Here is an 18493-nt window from a genome sequence, read left to right on the forward strand (position 1 = left end):
CGATAATGAAACCGATCAGGGCGATTCCGGTGACTCCGGTCAGGAGTTTCTTGCCGACGGAAGACCAGATTTTGAAGCGCGGATTACTCATGAGTTCTTTTAATTTTAGCGCCTCGAGACATCATTGCAACTTCTCGGAGACGGTCTTTTCTATCAGCCCTGCTCATGCCTGCGATGAATTTTCTTTAGTTCAGCGGCTGGTAGGGGACCAGCAGCCGCTTGGCGGCCCGAATATCCCCCGGGAGGCCCGGTACCATACGGTTGATCACCTGAGGCAACGCCACAACGATGATCAGGCTCCGAAATCTCGGGAGAACCACCGATGTGCGGCAGCCTCGTGGCTGGAGGCGCCGCGCCCGGTCGCGCGCTGGGTACGAATTATCGCGTAAATACTTTTTTGATTTCGCGGTCAAGAATCTGAAATGATCTGCCGAATACAGTGTTCGCGCCGAAGATTTCGGGAAACGGCTCGGGGGATGAGGAGAGGATCTGTAATGAATTCGAACAAGCGATCGCGAATCGGGATTGTGCTGCTGGCCATGGGCGCTGCCCTGACAACCATTTCCTGTGCGGCGATGCAGGCACAATATGTAGCTGAGGTTTGTGCGCCGAGCGCCGCTTATGCTGCCGGTATCAATGATGCCAAGAACCGCCAGGACATGAAGGGAAACTACGCGGCGGGCTTGTCCTGTCCACAGTTTCAGGCCTCTCTGAATCAGTCGTATGCGGAAGGCTTTCGCTTCGCGCTCGACAAGACCACCGCTGGGCCGGATGGCCGGTATCCCGGCTACGAATGCAGGTCTTCTTTTGGCGCCAAGGTTTGCGGATATCATTGCGTCCAGTCGATGGGGACGGTCTTGTGCGCCGCGCGGCCTGACCAGATGTGTCTGCAGACCGATTTCGGCAAGATGGCCTGTGGCTACGGCTGCGCGATCTCGCAGAATACGATCAAGTGTGCCCAGCGCAAGAATGAGAGCTGCGTGGCGGATAATTTCGGCACCGTAAAGTGTGGTCGGAATTGTCGCGCGACCCCGTTCGGACTGCGTTGCGACAAAAGAAAGTAGGACCCTGATGCGGTCTTGCGGATGCGGCCGTTGGATCCGGATCAGTTCAGGGCGGCATAGGCCGCGCGAACCAGTTCGGCGGCCCGAACGTCACCGCTGAGGCCCGGCGCCATACGGTTCATTACGTAGCCCATGGCCAGTCCTGTCTCGGGATCCGCCAGCCCGAGGGAACCGCCCGCTCCGGGGTGCCCGAATGCGCCGGGTCCTGAGGTCATTACAAGCGCGGGCGGTCTCATGAAGCCCCGGCCAAAGACGGTGGGAACCCCGAGGATCGCGTCCGGGCCATCAACCTGCGGCTCGGTGGCGCGGGCCAGAGTTTCGGGTTGGAGAATGCGGTGGTCGGCACGTTCGTCGATCGTGCCGGCATAGAGACGAGCCAGTCCGCGTGCGGTGCCAATCCCGTTGGACGAAGGCATCTCGGCTGCGTGCAGGGCTCGGGTATTCCACATCTCGTCGTAGTGAAAGAGCTGCGAGGGCCCATGCAGGGCACGTCCCAGCGGCGTGTCGGGGCCGACGAATTTCTCCATCGCCTCGCGCAGCGCCGGGTCTTCAGGCTCCGGCGGCCCGATCATCCGGCACACGCGTGCTTCCTGATCTTCCGGCAGGCCGAGATGGAAATCGGCATCCAGAGGCCCGGCCACTTCGGTGGCCAGAAAAGTCCCCGGGCTCACGCCGGTTACACGCCGGATCAATTCGCCCAGAATCCATCCATAGGTGCGGACATGGTAGCCGTGTTTTTCTCCCGGCTCCCAGAACGGCTTCTGGCTGGCGATAGCCTCGATGACAGGATCCCAGGCAAGACATTCGTCCAGAGTCAGCGGCGCATCGATGATCGGGATGCCGGCCCGGTGGGTGAGGATCATGTTGACCGGGATCGCGGCCTTGCCGGAAGCGGCAAACTCCGGCCAATAATGCGCGATCGGCAGGTCGGGATCGAGCAGGCCGCGTTCGATCAACAGGTTGGCCAGAATGGCGGTGACACCCTTGGTGGAGGAAAAGACCACCGCGAGCGTATCTTCCTGCCACCGAAGGCCCCGGTTCGCATCGGCCATGCCCGCCCAGAGGTCCACGACCACCTCGCCGCGGTGGTAGACGCAGCACGCGGCCCCGACCTCGCGGCGCTCTTCCATGTTCCTGCAGAAGGCGTCGCGGACCGGGGCGAAGCGCGCGTCGGTGAATCCATGAATTTCCATGATTTGAATGAGCCGCACTCTTATCAGCGTCGGAGATCGGAGGCACCTTCGTATGGCGTTTTTAGGGAGTAAGCAGCCCGCCGCCGCAGTCATCACCCTGCATGATGAATATTGTCGCGGGGCCTAAGCACACGTTGTAGGCCGTATCATAGACTCCCTGACAATTGGGACTCAGCGCGTGGCCCATGGTGGCGCCGAAGATGCCGACGGCACCCGCTAACGGGGTAGAGAAGATCACTGTGACCGCGGCGGCGGTGTCGACGATCGTGTTGGACCAGAAGTCCAGACCTTCACAGAGTTCGCGCGCCCCCTGGGCCTCATTTCCGCAGCACTCCGCCGCAGCGGCCTCCTGCGTCTCGCAGTCGTCGCTGATCATCATCGCCTGCTCACCGCAGCTTTGAGGGCGCCCTGTGGCATAGAGCGGGTCGATGTCGGACAGGTCCAGAGGTGTCCAAAGCGACGCCAGGAGGTCTCCGTCCAGCGCCGCGAAGGTCACGCCCTCATGGGCGCCCTCCGGATCCGTCGGATCGAAGCCGAGCGCGAGGGGCGCGGGCTGCTCGCCGATGGCGTCGGCGTCTTCAGGGGAGACAGCCAGCGATAGGTGCTCGCCGAAGGAGGCGCCGTCCCACTCCTGCACGATCGACCAGCCGTCGGCGCGGAGTTGGCTGAAGACAGCGCCCTCGTGTCCCCAGGCATACAGGTCCGTCGTAGCGCCGTCGGTGATCGCCAGGATCCGCATCTCGGAGAGCTTCTCCAGCGACGCCTCGCCCTCGGGGGGTAGGTTCAGGGACTCACCAGAGGCCTCCTTCGCGAATGCCATCAGGCTTCGAAAATCGACCTCGGCGACCACCAACTCGTCGCCAGCGGTCCGCAGCGCACCCTCGACCTCGAAGAGCTGTGTCACCCGCGCCTCCGCGCAGTCGCAGGTGTCGTCCGCCAACACGTGATATTCTTGATCCATGACGTCATCGAATTCATCGTTGATTATCGGCTGGTCTTCATCGCCGTGAATGGACATGTTACCCAAACCTGGATCTTCGCTGTCCGTGTCCATCGGAATACAACCTCGAAAGAGTCCCGCAGAAGCACTCGGATCTTTGTCTGCGCTCGATCGCCGGCGCCGACATTGCCCATTCGTGAGCTCCGGTTCATCGCAAGATGTGAAGGTCGCGTTGGGTACTTCTTCAATCAGACTTCGAATCGTGGAATTGGCTGCGAGGTCTCTGTTACGGACTCCGAACTCTTCCAGGTTGCGCTCGAACGCAGCCAGCACGGAGGCCTGCGACGCTCTGGATTCTGCGTCCGTCATTCGCCCGGCACAGTTGTCACCAAGCTCGGCGTCCTTGCTCTGCGCTTTGACCCGGGTCTTCTCCCAGCCTGCCAGAAACTTCAGATGACATTTTTTGTCAGCTTTTCGCGTGTCCGCTGATCGACCCTTCGAGACGTTTGCGTCCGCCTTGCTGAGGCACAGGCTGAGATCTCCTTTCAGGAGGTCTGCCTTCATTGCGCACTTTGCACCCTCCGACATTGCCTGTGCAGGTGTATTGGCCGCGCAGATCGCGACGATTGAGAGCATCCCGATCAGACCCTTGATGGAGTGGTTTCGATAAAATTTCCGGATCGCATTTTCGTTCGTGTTCATTTTTCTCTCTCCTTGGTTGGCTTCGTTAGAAGATCTTTACAATGGAAAGTATTGATAGGAAAGAAACTAAACACTGTCAACTAAGCACTGTAAAGAAAATGCAAATGCTATGTAATACGGGAACTTTTTCTTTTATTTTTTCGCCGCCATGGGTTTCTTCCGTAAAGTTACTTTCTAATAGTAAGTTCAAATGGTACGTCTGAAGCCGGGGAGAACTCGATGGCAAATGAAGAAAAAAACCCGGATTCCGAGGCGCAGGCCTACCACCACGGGCGCCTCAAGGAGGCTCTCAAGACCGTCGCGCTAGAGATCGTGCAGGAGAGCGGCGAGAAAGGCCTGACCTTTCGGGAACTCGCCCGGCGCACCGGGGTCACGCACACCGCCCCGTATGCTCACTACAAGAACAAGGACGCGCTGCTTGCGGCTGTTGCCGCCGACGGTTTCCGCAAACTGGCCGACCGGATGGACCAGGCGGCCGCCGATCTCGATCCGGACCCTCTGGTCCAGTTGGCCGCGGTCGCGCAGGGCTATCTGCAGTTTGCCGTGGAGGATGCGGCTTACCACGAAATCGTCTTCGGGGCGGAAATCAGCGTCGACCGTGACGATCCGGAGCTGCGGGCCGCCGATGATGAAGCCTTTAATTTCGTGCGGCGGCTTTTTGTGTCGGCCCAGGAGGCAGGCGCGATCCGTGATCTGCCCCCCGACAAGCTCACGATGATTCTGTGGGCCTCGATCCTCGGCTGCGCCGAGGCCTTGCGGATGGGTGTTGCGCAGAAACGCGGCATCGAAGATCGCGAGGAATTGATCCATCTTCTGCTCGACGTCATGCTCGGCGGACTCGCACCGCGCTGAGGACGCGCGATCGATGTCCGCGGCCTCCTTAACGCTGGCGCAGGGGCCGACCGCCGCTTTGAGGACACGCGTGCGGGCCGCTAAGGTTCGGAGCCTGACGGCAACCCGGGATGGGAGAACGGAAATGTACAAGGAACTTCACGAAATCACAGCGCAGCTCACCGGCGAAGGCGGACCCTTCGAGATCGCTGAAGTTGAGCTCGACGGGGTCGCCCTGCGCACCTACAAGAACGCGCCGGCGGATATGCGCCAGGTCTGGTTGGGGACCGCCGGCCACGGGGATGCCGATTATCTGGTGTATGAGGACGAACGGCTCACCTATGCCGAGTCCCACAAGCTGGTCGCGGCGGCCGCGCGCAATTTGGTCGACCGCTTCGGGGTGAAGCCCGGTGATCGCATTGCGGTTGCCATGCGCAACTATCCGGAATGGGTGCTCTCCTATTGGGCGGCGATCTCGGTGGGGGCGAGTGTGGTCGGTATGAATGCCTGGTGGACAGGACCCGAAATGGTCTATGCCCTGAATGACGCGAAACCGACATTGCTGATTGCCGACAAGGAGCGACTCGAGCGGCTGGAGCCGGTCCGCGATCAAGTCGGCGACTTTCAAATCATTACCGTGCGCGTGAGCGAGGGTGCGCCTGCCGGATCGCAGCCCTGGTCGGAACTGGTGGCGGGCGAGGGGACCATGCCCGAGGTGGAGATCGACCCGGATTCGGACGCCTGCATTTTTTATACGTCCGGAACCACGGGTGTGCCCAAGGGCGCACAACTCACCCACCGCGGTTGCACCAACAATATCATGAGCATGGCGTTCTGGAATGCCGCCTCGCCCGCCGCATTGGCCGCCGCGGGCAAGACCCGGGCGCCGGTTGCCGGCGAGGTCTCCTACCCGCCAGCTTTTCTCGTCGTGACGCCGCTGTTTCACGTCACCGCCTGCAATTGTGTGATGCACGGCGCCTCGCTCACCGGAGCCAAGCTCATCCTGGTCTATAAATGGGACGCGGGTCGGGCATTGGAACTGATCGAGCAGGAGCGCGTGACGACGATCTCGGGTGTGCCCGTGATGTCGCGTGAATTGATCGCCCATGAGGATTTTGCGAAATCGGACACCTCCTCGCTGAAGTCGCTCGGCGGCGGCGGGGCGGCGATTCAGCCCGATCTGGTCGAGAAGATCGAGTCACGGGTATCCAGTGCCCGTCCAGGGACCGGCTATGGCATGACCGAGGCCTGTGGTGTGATCACCATGAACTCGGCGGATTATTTCGTCGACAAGCCCGAGACCGTGGGACCTATTTTGCCGGTTTTTGAAACCATGATCGAGGGACCGGATGGCAAGCCGGTCACCGACGGCGGGGTCGGCGAGCTCTGCGTCCGCGGTGGTCAGGTGATCCGCGGCTATCTGAACCGTCCCGAGGCGACGGCCGAGAGCATCACCAACGGATGGTTGCATACCGGTGATATCGCGCGCATCGACGAAGATGGTTTTGTGGCGATTGTGGATCGGGCCAAGGATATGCTTCTACGCGGCGGCGAGAACGTTTACTGCGCCGAGGTCGAGGCGGCGATCTTCGAGCATGACGCGGTGGCTGAATGCGCCGTGATCGGCGTGCCTGATGATCGGCTTGGCGAAGAGGTTGGTGCGGCAGTCGTGCTGGCCGACGGTGTGTCAGTGGATGCGGATGCGCTGCGCGCTTTTGTGAAAGAGCGGATCGCCGCCTTCAAGGCGCCACGCTATATCTGGTTCATGGATTCGGCGTTGCCGCGCAATGCGAGCGGTAAATTCATGAAACCGGAGCTGCGCGATTCGCTCGATGTGCAAGACGCACAGTGAGGAGCGGGGCGACTTCGGCTGCGGGCTGGGTTTCTCGGTGCGAAATCGTGGCCGTTGGATGGCCATGGCCGAAGGCCGGCTGTTGAACAACGCCTCGAGGTGGTCTTTCTCTATTTCAGTCTGATGCCGAAATTGTCTTCGTAGAGGCTGTTGTATTCTTCGTCGGACAGGTCGCCTCCCATGGCCACCCATTGCTCATCCGACATGCGACCGCGCCCGGCGCGGATGCCGTGCGCGTCTTCACCGACCGGCCAGCGCAGACGATAGTCATCGGTCTCGATGGCCTCGCGGATGGTCTCGGCGACGGTTTCGGGTTGCACCGCAGAGACAAAGCCCGCCACGAACATCTTGCCGTTGCGTCGCATGAGGTCGACGTAGGGAGAGGTCTTGTCGTAGCGAGTGGCCGGCGCGGAATTCTCGAAGATCTTGGTCATGATCACACCAGGTTCGACATTGACGACGCGTACGCCAAACCTCGATACCTCATGCGCCAGTGCTTCGCCGGCACATTCCAGCGCCCATTTGGACGCCGAGTACGCCACCTGATTCGGCATGGCGACCAGACCCTCCATGGAGGTGATGTTGACGATGCAGCCCGAGCGTCGCTCGCGCATCGCGGGGAGGACAGCCTGAATGCAGCGAATGGCGCCGAAGTAGTTGGTTTGGAACATCGCTTCGTGCTCTGCCATGGGCGTGATTTCCAGAGGCGTCGCGCCGCCCATCCCCGCATTGTTGACGAGGACATCGATTGCCTGCGGGCCGCCGGCGGCCTCGATGGCGCCCGCGACCGAGGCGTCTTCGGTGACGTCCATTTGCACGACGGTCACAGGCAATCCTTCGGCTGCTTCGCGCAAGGCCTCGGATTTGCCGGGATTGCGCATGCCGGCGAACACCGAGTAACCGTTTCGGGCGAGGTCTATGGCTGTCGCCAGACCGATACCGGTACTGGTTCCTGTGACCAATGCGACTTTTTCGGTGCTCATGGATATCTCCAATCCTGTCTTTGAGGCTGTTGGAATCGGGGGAATTTGTGATGGTTGCCAGCGCTGCCGGGGGCCATCGACTGCCCGCCTTCGCGGGCTTGTTCGGGGTTGGCGCGGACCTCGCGGTCGGCAGCCTTGGCATCCCTACCGACCGCAATACGCAATCGATCCGGGCGCACGCCGTTCGGGATTATGGGCGCGGCCTTCTCGACGCAGACCGAGGGCCGATGTTGGCGCCCGTCGGGGACTCCGTGTGCGGTTTCTGACTTCAGGGCGACGTCGCACTCAAGCGAGCTCAATGCCGGGGTTGTCCGGGTGGGCGCGATAGAGAAGTAACGTATGGCCGAGTTTCTGGGCGATCTCGCAGCCGAGGTCGGCTTCGATGGCGGCCGCGATGGCATTTTTATCCAGAGGACAGTCGCTCGAGCGCCGCACCTTGATCAACTCATGAGCGAGCAGTTGCTCATCGATGGCGTTTTTCACCGATTCGCTGAGTCCGGACTTGCCGATCTGGACCACCGGAGGCAGTCCGTGTCCGAGTCCACGCAGTTGGCGTCGCTGTTTTCCGGTAAGCGGCATGCAAGCAAGGTAGCAGAGACCTGGTGGACACGCAGGTCAACTCGAAGGTCAACTTGATGGCAGGCTCTCAGGCAGGCTCTCAGGCAGGCTCGGAGGCTGGCTCGGAGGCCGTGCCGGAGGCGGGTTCAGGCAGAACTTGCTCCCGACGCCACTGCGCCTTGATGTCGGCTGTGGTCTGCCGCGAGCCGTCCGGGCTCCAGCCTGGGGATCCGAACAGGTACCTCGCGATTTCCTCGGGCTTTCTTGTACTGGTGACGTCACGGGCGATAGCCGCCCATTCGTGAAAGGCGATCCGAAACGGATTGAATGTCTTCAGGTTCTTGACGATGCCGTAGGCGGGAGGGTCCGTCTGTTGCTCCGCGACAAAGGTTCCCATTATTCGATCCCAGACGATCAGAACGCCCGCGTAGTTCGCGTCGAGGTAACGCGGGTTGGTGGCATGGTGGACTCGGTGGTGGCTGGGCGTGTTGGCGATGGCCTCAAACCATCGCGGCATTTTCCCGATCGCTTCGGTGTGGATCCAATATTGGTAGACCAGACTGAGGCCCTGAAAAAACAGCACCATGGTCGGTGGAAAGCCGAGGAGAAGCAGCGGCAGGTGGAAGATGAAATTCATTGTGATGGTGCTGGTCCATGTCTGGCGCAGCGCGGTGGAGAGATTGTATTTTTGCGAGCTGTGGTGAATCACGTGGCTGGCCCAGAACCAACGGGACTCATGCCCGATCCGATGAAACCAGTAGTAGGCGAAATCTTCCGCGAAAAAACACAGGGGGAAGACCCACCATGCGAATCCAGGATCGAAAAAGCGGAACTCGTATACGAAGACGTAGGCATAATAGACGAGCATGCCGACGGTGGAACCGACGAGAACGTTGCCGACGCCCATCGTGATACTGGCGAGCGTATCCTTGAGTTCGTAGTCGATATCGGACCGAAAGCGCGACAGGAATGCCTCGATGAGCAGGGTGATCCCGAAGAAGGGGATCGCGAGTTCCACCATATTGGGAAATTGCATCAAGGAGTCACCTGCGTCGTCATGGCCCCGATTCTACGCCATTTCTGTCGCTCGTGCACGGAGACTTTCTCGGCCCGCACGCCGCGCCTCTAGACCCGACAGCTGCCTTCCAAAGCAATCTCTTGCGCACGTGGGTAGTCTGGTTTGCCGCTGGGTGCCCGCGGGACTTCGTCCACGATATGGAGTTCTCGGGGGACTTTGTACCCCGAGATATGGTTGCGGGCGGATTCCTGCAGTTCTGCGAGTGTCAGGCTTCCGTCGCCGCGCAGGGCGACGACCGCGGTCACCTTGCTGCCCCATCGCTCGTCCGGGGTGGCGACAACGAGCGCATCAAAGACATGGGGGTGGACCTTGAGGGCTTGCTCCACCTCTTCGGGGAAGATTTTCTCGCCGCCGGAGTTGATGCAATTCGAACCGCGACCGAAGACGGTGATCGAATCGTCGGTTTCCAGACGGGCTTCGTCACCGGTGAGCAGCCATGTCTTGCCATCGACGGGGACAAACGTCCTGGCCGTTTTTTCGGGGTCGCCATAGTATCCCCGCGGGATGTAGCCCGACCGGGCGAAGATGCCGTCTTCTCCGGGTTTTGCGTGCCGATGAACGGCGCCCTCGGGGCCTTCTTCCTCTGTGATGACATCCATGAAGTCGGATTTCACCACGTTGCCGAGACCGCCGGCTTCGCGCTTGTTGCCTGAGTCAAAGCCCATATTGCCCGACTCGGAGGATCCGAACGAGTTCGAGATAAAGACGTTGGGGAAATGATCTCGAAACGCTTGCTGGCTTGCGGGTGAAAAGACCGCGCCACCGGAGCCGATGTTGAACATCGAGGTCAGGTCCCAGCGATCGGGATTTTCGGCGAGGGCATCGATCAGCGGGATGGCCATGGCATCGCCCACGATCGCCAGCGAATTCACTCGCTCGCGCTCGCAAATGTCCCAGATACCGCTGCCGTCGAAGTTGCGGTTGGGGTTCAGCACGACCGTCGACCCGGCCAGCATCTGAATCAGTGCGTACCACCAGCACGCGCCGTGCATGAGCGGCGCGAGCGCCATGCCGATCATCGGGTTCTCCAGGATCCGTTGGTCGATATCTGCCGGCTTGTCGCAAGGACCGTTGCCGGTGAGATAACCCCCTCCGCCAAGAGCGGCCATGAATAGATTCTTGTGGGGCCACATCACGCCCTTGGGCATGCCGGTTGTGCCGCCGGTGTAGAGAATAAAAAGATCATCCTCCTCGCGATCTTCGAAGTCGCGGTCCTCGCGCTGTGCACGTCGGGCGGCTTCAAATTCAACCGAGCCGATGCTGGCGGGATCATGTCCGGAGCCGTCCGCAACCGAGAGCAGCGCCTGAAGTCTGGGTGCGGCACTACGCACCTTTTCGATGTGCGGCACGAACTCCTGTGCGTGAACGCAGGCCACCATATCGGCGTTGTTGAAGAGATAGAGCAGCTCATCATCGACGTAGCGGTAGTTGACGTTGACCGGGACGGCGCGAATTTTGAAGCAGGCCCACATAGCCTCGATAAATTCGTTGCCGTTGTAGAGGTAGAGGCCGACCTGATCGCCCGGGCCGACGCCGTTTGCGAGGAGATGGTGGGCGATCTGGTTGGCACGCGCCTCGAGGGCACCGAAGGTCGTTCTGGTTTCGCCGCAGATCAGAGCGGTTCGTTCGGGAACCTGATCGGCAACGCGTTCAAAGAGGTCAGCAAGATTGAATGTCGTGGGCATATCCAGAGGTGTATGTCTCACATGACATGTGTGCAATCAGATCCGCGCGCTCCCGTCGGCCGCCGGAAACTTATTCCAGCAACCGATCGCGGAGCGCCTCGATCTGGTCGAGGCTGACCTCGAGGCCGTCGGTGAGAAAGGCCTTATCGGATCCCCATTCCCGGTCGATCGCGGCAAAGGCGGCCTGGATATATTCCGGACGAGTTTCGAACAAGGGACTGAGCACCGAGACATCGACTTCGGGGGGCACTTGCTGGCGGATCATCTTCATTTTCCGAGCGGAATCCTCCCGACGAAAGTAGCCGGAGAGGAGATAGTCGTGCTGCACGGTGGCGCGGGGAACCCCGAGTGCCATCAAGAGCACCGCGGAGGCAAAACCGGCCCGATCCTTCCCGGCCGTACAATTGACCAGCAGGGGATAGTTTTCTGCGCTGCAGGCCACATGGATCATGTTCTTGAAGGGCGAGCGATGGCTGGTCGCAAACGCATCATTGCCGTCGACGAGAAGGGTGCCGATCTCGAGGTCATCGAAGTTTCCGGCAGACATGCGCTCGCGCATATCATCGGGCTGGAGCGCCCCGGCTAGCTGCTCGCGGCTGACCGCGATCTGTTCGGGTGGTTGGTGGTCGCTGAATTCATGCGGCTCGCGTTCGCGCTCGAGGGGCGTACGGAAATCGCAGACGACCCGAATTCCGAGATCGTCCAGCGTCCCCCGGTCTGCTTCGCTGAGCTCGCTCAGAGCACCGGAGCGAAAGAGCTGGCCCCAGCGAATGTTTCGCCCGTCCGCGGCCGCGTATCCGCCGAGGTCACGCAGGTTCGGTTGTCCGTCGAGTCCCAAACGGCGCTCCGCGACCCAGCGGGGCGCCGTTCCATCGGTGGGGCGAAGCTGAAAGTACCGACGCTGGTGGCGGGGATACCCGCGGAGGCGCTTGCCGCCGGAGGTCAGAAGGCCAGCCGAGACCCCGTCACTGGCTGCGGTGGAGGTAGGGTGCGTGGCGACCAGGATCTCGCTTTCCGGCCCCTCATCCCAACGAATTTCGATTTCATCCGCTCCCCTGCGGTCGACGCGCGGCATCCCGGCGAAAGAAGGTGCGTGTTCGGGATTGGGTTGCTCTTGGGTCGTGGAGTCTCTCACAGCCCGATAACAAGCAGATTCTCAGGATTTTCGCATACCCAGCCGATAAAAATCGGCAGGTTTAAAACAATGTTCGATGGGGGTATTGCGAGTTTCCCTCTCGTTATCTAACAAATCGGATACGAAATGGTCGGGGGGGATGAGCTGCGTTCTGCGGCTCGACAATGGGGCCTCGATCCATCTTTTAAAGGTTTTTTTGGGGATCGGTTTCACATTTGGACGCACCGCTACGCATTGGGATGCTCACGTATCGTGGGAATCCACGTTCAGGAGGGCAGGGGATTTATATCCGATTGCTCTCCCGTGCCCTCGTGGAGCTGGGCCATCACGTCGACGTGTGGAGTGGTCAGCCTTATCCGGAGCTCCTCGACGGTGTTGCGCTGCACGAGATTCCGTCCCTCGATCTCTGGAACGATCCCGACAAGCCCCGACATGAGGCGCTTCGTCAGGTGCGGGACTCCATCGACTTCGCCGAGTGGGCGAGCACGGTCACGGGCGGTTTCAAGGAACCGATTACCTTCTGCCGTCGGGCCGCTCGTCGCCTGACGTCCTTGGAGGGAGGGTTCCCTTACGATATTCTCCATGACAATCAGTCGCTGGGAGCGGCTCTGCTGCCCCTGCAGGCCCACGCACCGTTGGTCGCGACGATTCATCATCCCGTGACCCGGGATCGTCGGCTCGCGCTCGAAGCCAGCCGTGGCTTGAAACAGTGGTGGGGGCATTTCCGCTTCTATAATTTCCTCCCCGAGCAGATCCGCGTGGCGCGCCAGATGGAGCGGGTCATGACGGTTTCGGATTGCTCGCGGCAGGATATCGCCGCTGAATATCGGATTCCTGAAAATCGGATGCGGGTCGTTGGCAATGGCATCCATGTGGATGTCTTCCAGCCGATCGCAGGCGCGGTGCGCGTTCCCAACCGTCTGATCACCACGCTTTCTGCCGATCAGCCCCTGAAAGGCTTCCGATTTCTCGCAGAGGCTCTGGCGCTGATTCGGGAAACTCATCCGGATATGGAACTGACGGTGATCGGCGAACCCGGACAGCGAACCGGGACCGCAGATCGTATCCGCGAGCTGGGGCTCGACGGTGCGATCGAGTTCACCGGTCGTGTGGAAGACCATGAAATTGCAGAGCGCTACTCCCGGGCGACTCTGGCCGTTGTGCCTTCTCTCTACGAAGGCTTCGGTTTCCCGGCCGGTGAAGCCATGGCCTGCGAAGTCCCCCTGGTTTCCACCCGAGGTGGCGCGCTGCCTGAGGTTGTCGGCGAAGATGGTCAATGCGGTGTTCTCGCGGAACCCGGTGATGCCGCCGATCTGGCGCGCGCGATTCGCGAAGTGCTCAGCATGACCGAGGAGAGGCGCGCAACGATGGGCGCGGCCGGCCGCCGCCGTGTTCTGGAGAACTTCACCTGGCGCCGGGCCGCCGAACGAACCGTGGATGTCTATCGCGAAGCGATGGCTTTGCGAGAGGAGCGAGCCGCATGTTGACCATCGAGCTCGACCGGCTGGCGTTGAAGCCGGGTGCGAAGATATTGGATGTGGGCTGTGGCGAGGGACGCCATGTCCAACATACGCTTCGGTATCCGGGAGTGACGGCTGTCGGTCTCGATCTGGGAGAGCAGGAAGTCCGTGTCACCAGCCAGCGGTTGGATGAGATGCGATCGATCGATTTCGAGATGGGCGGCGCCGTCGAGGATCCGGGCCCCGCGGCCTCGATTCGCGGCAGCAGCTACGACCTGCCCTTTGCCGATGGCGAATTCGATTGCGTGATTATCTCGGAGGTAATGGAGCACCTCGAGGAAGACGAACTTGCGCTCGCCGAGGTCTCCCGGGTTCTTCGTCCCGGTGGAACGCTGGCGGTATCCGTCCCCCGCGAGGGGCCGGAAGCGGTTTGCTGGGCGCTTTCGGACGAATACCCGGCCCCCAAGAGTGTGGGAGGCCATGTTCGGATTTATCGCGATCAGGAACTTCCCCAGATGCTGGAACGAAATGGCTACCACATCGAGGCAACGCATTATGCGCATGCACTCCATGCGCCCTACTGGTGGTTGAAGTGCTTCTTCGGTTTGGAGAACGAGGCCGCTTGGCCGGTCCGAGTTTACCATCGCTTGTTGGTCTGGGACATGATGGAAAAACCGTGGTTGACGCAATTTACAGAGAAACTTTTGAACCCGCTGATCGGCAAGAGCGTGGTTTTTTACGCAATTAAGGGATGAATCGAATGACGGGAAGTGGCGGGCGGAATCCCATTGGGGAAGAGCATTTCAAGGTAACGGCGGCATGGATTGCCTCCATGCAGGAACCCGACGGGATGATCCCCTGGGCCGCAGGCGGCAAGATGGATCCCTGGGATCATATCCATGCAGCCATGGGGCTGGCACTGGCCGGTTATACGGAGCAAGCGAGGCACGCCTTGCGATTCTCGGCCCAAACGCAGGAATCAGATGGCGCCTGGCCCGCAGAGTTGCGCGGCCGGGAGGTCGTGGACCCGACGCGACAAACGAACCATGCAGCCTACATCGCCGCCGGGGTCTGGTACCTGCATCTGGCGGCACCCGACCGCGAGTTTCTCGAGGAAATGTGGCCGTGTGTCGAGCGCGCCATCGATTTTGTCGCCAAGCACCAACTCCCGTGTGGGGGTTTCTCCTGGGCGGTGACAGCCGAGGGGAAGTTCTGGGATGCCCCCTTGCTCACCGGTTCGTCCTCGATTCATGGAAGTCTCGTTTGCGCGATGCGAATCGCGAAAGCCCTCGGTTACGACAAGTCGGATTGGCAGAGCGCTCTGGAGCGACTGGCCTTTGTCCTGCGCCATAACGTCGAGCGTTTTGAAGATACGGATTTGCCCGAGGAGGTCGGTCGTTTTTCCATGGATTGGTATTACCCTGTGCTCGGCGGTGCCCTGCGGGGTTCCGAGGGCCGTGACCGATTGCTCGAAGTCGATACCACGGAAGGCTTCGTCGAAGAGGGCGTCGGAATCCGCTGCGTTGTGGATCGCCCCTGGTACACCGTTGCCGAGACCTGCGAATTGGTGCTGGCGTTGGACGCGGTTGGCTTGACGAGTCGCGCGCGGCAGATGTTGTCGTGGGTGCACCCGCTTCGCACGGCGGATGGTGGCTATTGGACTGGAGTCACTCATCCGGAACGAGAACTTTATCCTGACGGGGAAGAGACACCCTGGACCGCAGCAACCGTCTTGATGGCCGCGGATGCGATTGAAGGTGTATCCGCAACTGCGGGGTTCTTCCGGAGTCTGGCTGGCGAGGAGTTTGAGGTTGCCGAGAAGCGCGAGGTCGCGGTGGCCGCCTCGGCTTCGTCGTCGAAGCATCAGGACAAGGAATTGGCGGCGACGGCCGCTGATTGAAATCGGGGGTCGGGGCGCCTGCGGAACCGGGAAAGGTTCAGCGGCGTCGCAATGCGCCGAGGGTGCCGGTGGTTTCCAGCGGCTCGAAAAGTTCCGAGGCGGCGGCTTGCCGATAGATCGTGATGGGAGCCTGGCCTCCGGTCTCGGGGTCCGGGAAAAGATCGTGGATGGCGAGAATTCCACCCGGGGCGACCTTGCCGGCCCAGGTGCAGTAGTCCGCCTGAGCCGCTTCCATGCTGTGGCCGCCATCGATGAAGACCATGCCCAGCGGAGCGCTTACGAGTTTTGCGGCCGCGAGGCTGCCGGCAACGGCGATGACGGTGGCGTCTTCGAGGCCTGCTGCATGCAGGTTATGCCGCAGGTGGGGTAGGCTGTCGACCTTGCCGATCGCCCCGTCGAGCAAGTCGGGGTCGTGGTATCCCTCGCCCGGTTGGTGCTCCTCCGAGCCACGGTGGTGGTCGACACAGACCAGCAGTCCGTCGGCGGCCTTCACGCCGGAACCGAGGTAGATCGAGGATTTGCCGCAGTAGCTCCCGATCTCGACGACCGGTCCGAGGTGGGCGTGGTCGCGTGCGAGCGAGAAGAGGCGAAGACCCTCGGCAGGGTCGAGGAATCCTTTTGCTTGTTCGGCAATGGCGCAGGCTTCCTTGGGCATTTGGGCGTTCATGGTCATGGCAGATTCCTCAATCGCGCGGCGAGGGCGAGATCAGCGAGCGTATCCAATCCAGCCATCGGTTGGGCCCGAGAAAGCGCCGTTCCATATCTTCCTCCAGCTCTTCGTAGGGTTTTTTCGACTGGAACATGTCGCGTCGAGTCGAGTAGCGAGCTTTGGGGTCCAACTGCCGGATCGGTTTCGCGGGAACGCCGCCGACAATCGTGTCGGGCGGCACGTCCGAGGTGACCACGGCACCAGCGGCCACAATGCTGTTATCACCGATCCGCACGCCTTTGAGAACGGTGGCTCGATCGCTGATCCAGACATTATTGCCAATCTCGACCGGCGCCATCTCGCCTGGCGGATAGATTCGCTCGTAGATGCCATGCCAGTCGGCATCCGTGATGTAGACATTTTCCGCGATCACGCAGGAGTCGCCGATTTTGACAGAGGTCGCACTTTTGATGCGCACGCCCGGGGAGAGCGCGACATAACTGCCGATTTCAATGCGCCCCTCGGTCTCGGGCCAGGTGACCAGTCGGATCCGGCCGTCCTTGGTCGCCATGGCGTGAAAGTGATCGCCAACAGAAACCCGCGGCCCGACGATCTCGAAGCAGGTGGGTTTTCGAAAGTCCGCACCGGGACCGATGGACTCAAATTGTGGGTGGAGGAATCGCTTCGCGTACCAATCGCTGTAGGCACCCAGAAGGCGCACCAGAGTATATGGGCGGTTATCTTGACGCATCGGATTCGTTCGGGGCAGGAGACCCCCCGGATAGAGTAGCGAGTCGGTCGGCGAGTGCCACATGGCCGGCGGCGCGCGCTTGTTTCTCCAGCCGCAGAAGGCGAAGCCACCCCGCGCCCCAACCATCGAGGCCGGGCCGACCGGCGATTTCAGTCGCGCGTTCCTCGATCGCGCGATGTGAGTCCGTGGGGGTCGATGTTCGCAGGGCGATCCGATCGGCTAGCATCTGAATCGAGCCCTCGGCCACCCAGCCCATCGGCGATCCCATCGGGTGCTGCCGAGCTTCGCGACTCTGGTAGAGCGCGAGCCGGTTCCGGGCTGCAACCAGTGCTTCGTTCGCACGTTTCATATCGGCTGCGTTCAACGCGGCTTCGCCCTCAAGCGCCAGACCGACGATCTGGCTGATCGAATTCGGGTTGCTGGAGAGTTTGCGCGCAGCGGCCAGAGCCTCATCATTCCGCCCGGCATAGAGCAGGTACTCCGGCCAGATGGTGTGCCAGGTCACCGTTTGCGGGTCCGGAACCGGCGTCCGGAACGCTTCGCGGAGGGCGGCGGCAGCTTCGCGGTTGCGACCGACGCGCAAGTAGGCCAGCCCCAGAAGCGAGAGGTTGTGGACACGATGCCAGTCGGCATCGGCAGGAATGCCCTCTTCGCGAAAATACTCTCTTTCCAGCGCGTCGGCTGCTTCCAATTCCTCGACGGCAACGTCCCACTTTCCGATCCGCGGCAGCGTATGGGCATACATATGGCGGGCATGGGGCACTCGCGGAGCCAGGCGAGCAAACCGTGCGGCTTCGCTCGCGGCCTCAAAATAGCGCCCGGTATTTTCGTAAGAATGGGCCAGATAGTGCCGGGCACCGGGGTGCTCCGGGGCGATGCGAATGGCGGATTCGTAATACGGAATGGAGGCTTCCCTTCCGCTCATGCCCTTGCCCCAGGCAACGGCTTCGGAAGCGTTTCCGCGCAGCAGGAGGACTTCGACGTCCTCCGGGTAGACCTTGAGAATCCCGTCCAGTGCGCGCCGGTAGGCGAGGTGAGCGGCTTGTCCGTTCGGACCCGTCTGGTGGCCTTGCCGCCGGAGGGCCATTGCCTCGATCAGCAGCGCCTCGCGGGAGCCGGCCTCGGCTTCGAGGGCGCGTGCTCTCTCCAGGTGAAGGTCAGCTCTGACAGGGTCTTTCATCGCCTCGTAGGCCCGGACCAGACCGAGCTCGGCCAATACGAGAGTCGGGTCGAGCCGCAAAGACGTGTGGAAGGCCCGTGCGGCTTCGATCCATCGATAGCCGTGTAGCTGCGCGAGGCCTTGCACATAGAGCGCCAAAGCCTCTGGATTTGCCTCAGATTCGGGGATCGCGATGAATTCCCGACCAACCCCGCGCGCGAGGGCTGCGGGGCGTGTCGTGAGATGGGTCGGCGCCTGCGCATCCAGCGAATGTGCCGCCGCAAATTCGGCGTCTGCGGGCACAAAACCCATCAGCAGGGCGCCGATCCAGCAAAAGATACCGATTCGGCTCGGATTTTTGCGGTCTTTTCGCATGGATTTGATCATCAACCTGCAGCTGAAAATACCGGAGAAATTCCGGAAGATTTTTCAGAAAAGCATAGAAGAGCCGAGGATTCATCCGGGTTTTTCGGGCGGCCAAGATTTCGGCTCGAGAGCTGCGATGGGGCTAGTAATCCAGCCGAAGCTCATGCTATGCTGCAGGGCAGAGACC

General features: G+C 61.2%; 17 protein-coding genes. 7 read left to right on the plus strand and 10 right to left on the minus strand.

The features are described 5' to 3' along the window. Nucleotides 1-494 precede the first annotated feature (494 nt). Nucleotides 495-1064, plus strand: a complete 570-nt coding sequence (locus P8K07_07745; protein ID MDG1958416.1) for a hypothetical protein — start codon at nucleotides 495-497, stop codon at nucleotides 1062-1064. 41 nt (nucleotides 1065-1105) lie between these two features. Here the strand turns inward: P8K07_07745 and P8K07_07750 are convergent, their stop codons facing one another. Both P8K07_07750 and P8K07_07755 read right to left on the minus strand, forming a co-directional pair. Then, nucleotides 1106-2257 (minus strand): serine hydrolase, encoded by a 1152-nt coding sequence (locus P8K07_07750; protein ID MDG1958417.1) that lies wholly within the window; start codon nucleotides 2255-2257, stop codon nucleotides 1106-1108. Nucleotides 2258-2318: 61 nt separating this feature from the next. Continuing rightward, nucleotides 2319-3899 carry a hypothetical protein gene (locus tag P8K07_07755; GenBank protein ID MDG1958418.1) on the minus strand — a complete coding sequence of 527 codons (1581 nt, stop codon included), beginning with the start codon at nucleotides 3897-3899 and terminating at the stop codon, nucleotides 2319-2321. Nucleotides 3900-4118: 219 nt separating this feature from the next. Between P8K07_07755 and P8K07_07760 the strand changes: the two genes are divergently transcribed. Beyond that, the gene (locus tag P8K07_07760) at nucleotides 4119-4751 is read left to right on the plus strand and encodes a TetR/AcrR family transcriptional regulator (protein MDG1958419.1); all 633 of its coding nucleotides are present in this window, start codon (nucleotides 4119-4121) and stop codon (nucleotides 4749-4751) included. A 124-nt stretch (nucleotides 4752-4875) separates the two neighbouring features. Beyond that, nucleotides 4876-6582 carry a class I adenylate-forming enzyme family protein gene (locus P8K07_07765; GenBank protein ID MDG1958420.1) on the plus strand — a complete coding sequence of 569 codons (1707 nt, stop codon included), beginning with the start codon at nucleotides 4876-4878 and terminating at the stop codon, nucleotides 6580-6582. Nucleotides 6583-6692: 110 nt separating this feature from the next. Here the strand turns inward: P8K07_07765 and P8K07_07770 are convergent, their stop codons facing one another. Then, the gene (locus tag P8K07_07770; GenBank protein ID MDG1958421.1) at nucleotides 6693-7565 is read right to left on the minus strand and encodes an SDR family oxidoreductase; all 873 of its coding nucleotides are present in this window, start codon (nucleotides 7563-7565) and stop codon (nucleotides 6693-6695) included. Nucleotides 7566-7615: 50 nt separating this feature from the next. Between P8K07_07770 and P8K07_07775 the strand changes: the two genes are divergently transcribed. Then, nucleotides 7616-7831, plus strand: coding sequence for a hypothetical protein (locus P8K07_07775; GenBank protein ID MDG1958422.1), 216 nt, complete (start codon nucleotides 7616-7618; stop codon nucleotides 7829-7831). Between the two features lie 19 nt (nucleotides 7832-7850). Here P8K07_07775 and yhbY read toward each other — a convergent pair whose 3' ends face one another. The 4 genes from yhbY to P8K07_07795 all read right to left on the minus strand — a co-directional run bounded on the left by yhbY (nucleotide 7851) and on the right by P8K07_07795 (nucleotide 12021). Next, nucleotides 7851-8144 (minus strand): ribosome assembly RNA-binding protein YhbY, encoded by a 294-nt coding sequence (gene yhbY, locus P8K07_07780; protein ID MDG1958423.1) that lies wholly within the window; start codon nucleotides 8142-8144, stop codon nucleotides 7851-7853. 79 nt (nucleotides 8145-8223) lie between these two features. Then, a complete protein-coding gene (locus P8K07_07785) occupies nucleotides 8224-9159 on the minus strand; it encodes a sterol desaturase family protein (GenBank protein ID MDG1958424.1) in 936 nt (311 codons plus the stop codon). Nucleotides 9160-9248: 89 nt separating this feature from the next. Then, the gene (locus tag P8K07_07790) at nucleotides 9249-10886 is read right to left on the minus strand and encodes an acyl-CoA synthetase (GenBank protein ID MDG1958425.1); all 1638 of its coding nucleotides are present in this window, start codon (nucleotides 10884-10886) and stop codon (nucleotides 9249-9251) included. 70 nt (nucleotides 10887-10956) lie between these two features. Beyond that, nucleotides 10957-12021, minus strand: a complete 1065-nt coding sequence (locus P8K07_07795; protein ID MDG1958426.1) for a tyrosine-protein phosphatase — start codon at nucleotides 12019-12021, stop codon at nucleotides 10957-10959. Nucleotides 12022-12260: 239 nt separating this feature from the next. Here P8K07_07795 and P8K07_07800 point away from each other — a divergent pair, with 239 nt between their 5' ends. The 3 genes from P8K07_07800 to P8K07_07810 are packed head-to-tail and all read left to right on the plus strand — an operon-like array spanning nucleotide 12261 to nucleotide 15381. Further along, entirely contained in the window at nucleotides 12261-13508 is a 1248-nt protein-coding gene (locus tag P8K07_07800; GenBank protein ID MDG1958427.1) for a glycosyltransferase family 4 protein, read from the plus strand. Further along, a complete protein-coding gene (locus P8K07_07805) occupies nucleotides 13502-14236 on the plus strand; it encodes a methyltransferase domain-containing protein (protein ID MDG1958428.1) in 735 nt (244 codons plus the stop codon). Before P8K07_07800 ends, P8K07_07805 begins: the two co-directional genes overlap by 7 nt. A 5-nt stretch (nucleotides 14237-14241) precedes the next feature. Next, complete coding sequence (locus tag P8K07_07810) at nucleotides 14242-15381, plus strand: prenyltransferase (protein ID MDG1958429.1); 1140 nt, start codon at nucleotides 14242-14244, stop codon at nucleotides 15379-15381. Nucleotides 15382-15418: 37 nt separating this feature from the next. On the opposite strand, the gene P8K07_07815 is transcribed toward P8K07_07810, so the two are convergent. From P8K07_07815 to P8K07_07825, 3 genes are read right to left on the minus strand one after another with little or no spacing between them, the layout of a single operon-like run. Then, on the minus strand, nucleotides 15419-16054 hold the full coding sequence (locus P8K07_07815) for a class I SAM-dependent methyltransferase (protein MDG1958430.1): 636 nt from the start codon (nucleotides 16052-16054) through the stop codon (nucleotides 15419-15421). 10 nt (nucleotides 16055-16064) lie between these two features. After that, nucleotides 16065-16781, minus strand: a complete 717-nt coding sequence (locus P8K07_07820; protein MDG1958431.1) for an acyltransferase — start codon at nucleotides 16779-16781, stop codon at nucleotides 16065-16067. Further along, complete coding sequence (locus P8K07_07825; protein MDG1958432.1) at nucleotides 16768-18315, minus strand: hypothetical protein; 1548 nt, start codon at nucleotides 18313-18315, stop codon at nucleotides 16768-16770. The genes P8K07_07820 and P8K07_07825 overlap by 14 nt, the downstream gene beginning before the upstream one ends. Between the last annotated feature and the right edge of the window lie 178 nt (nucleotides 18316-18493).

Source organism: Candidatus Binatia bacterium (assembly GCA_029248525.1).
GTDB lineage: Bacteria > Desulfobacterota > Binatia > UBA12015 > UBA12015 > UBA12015.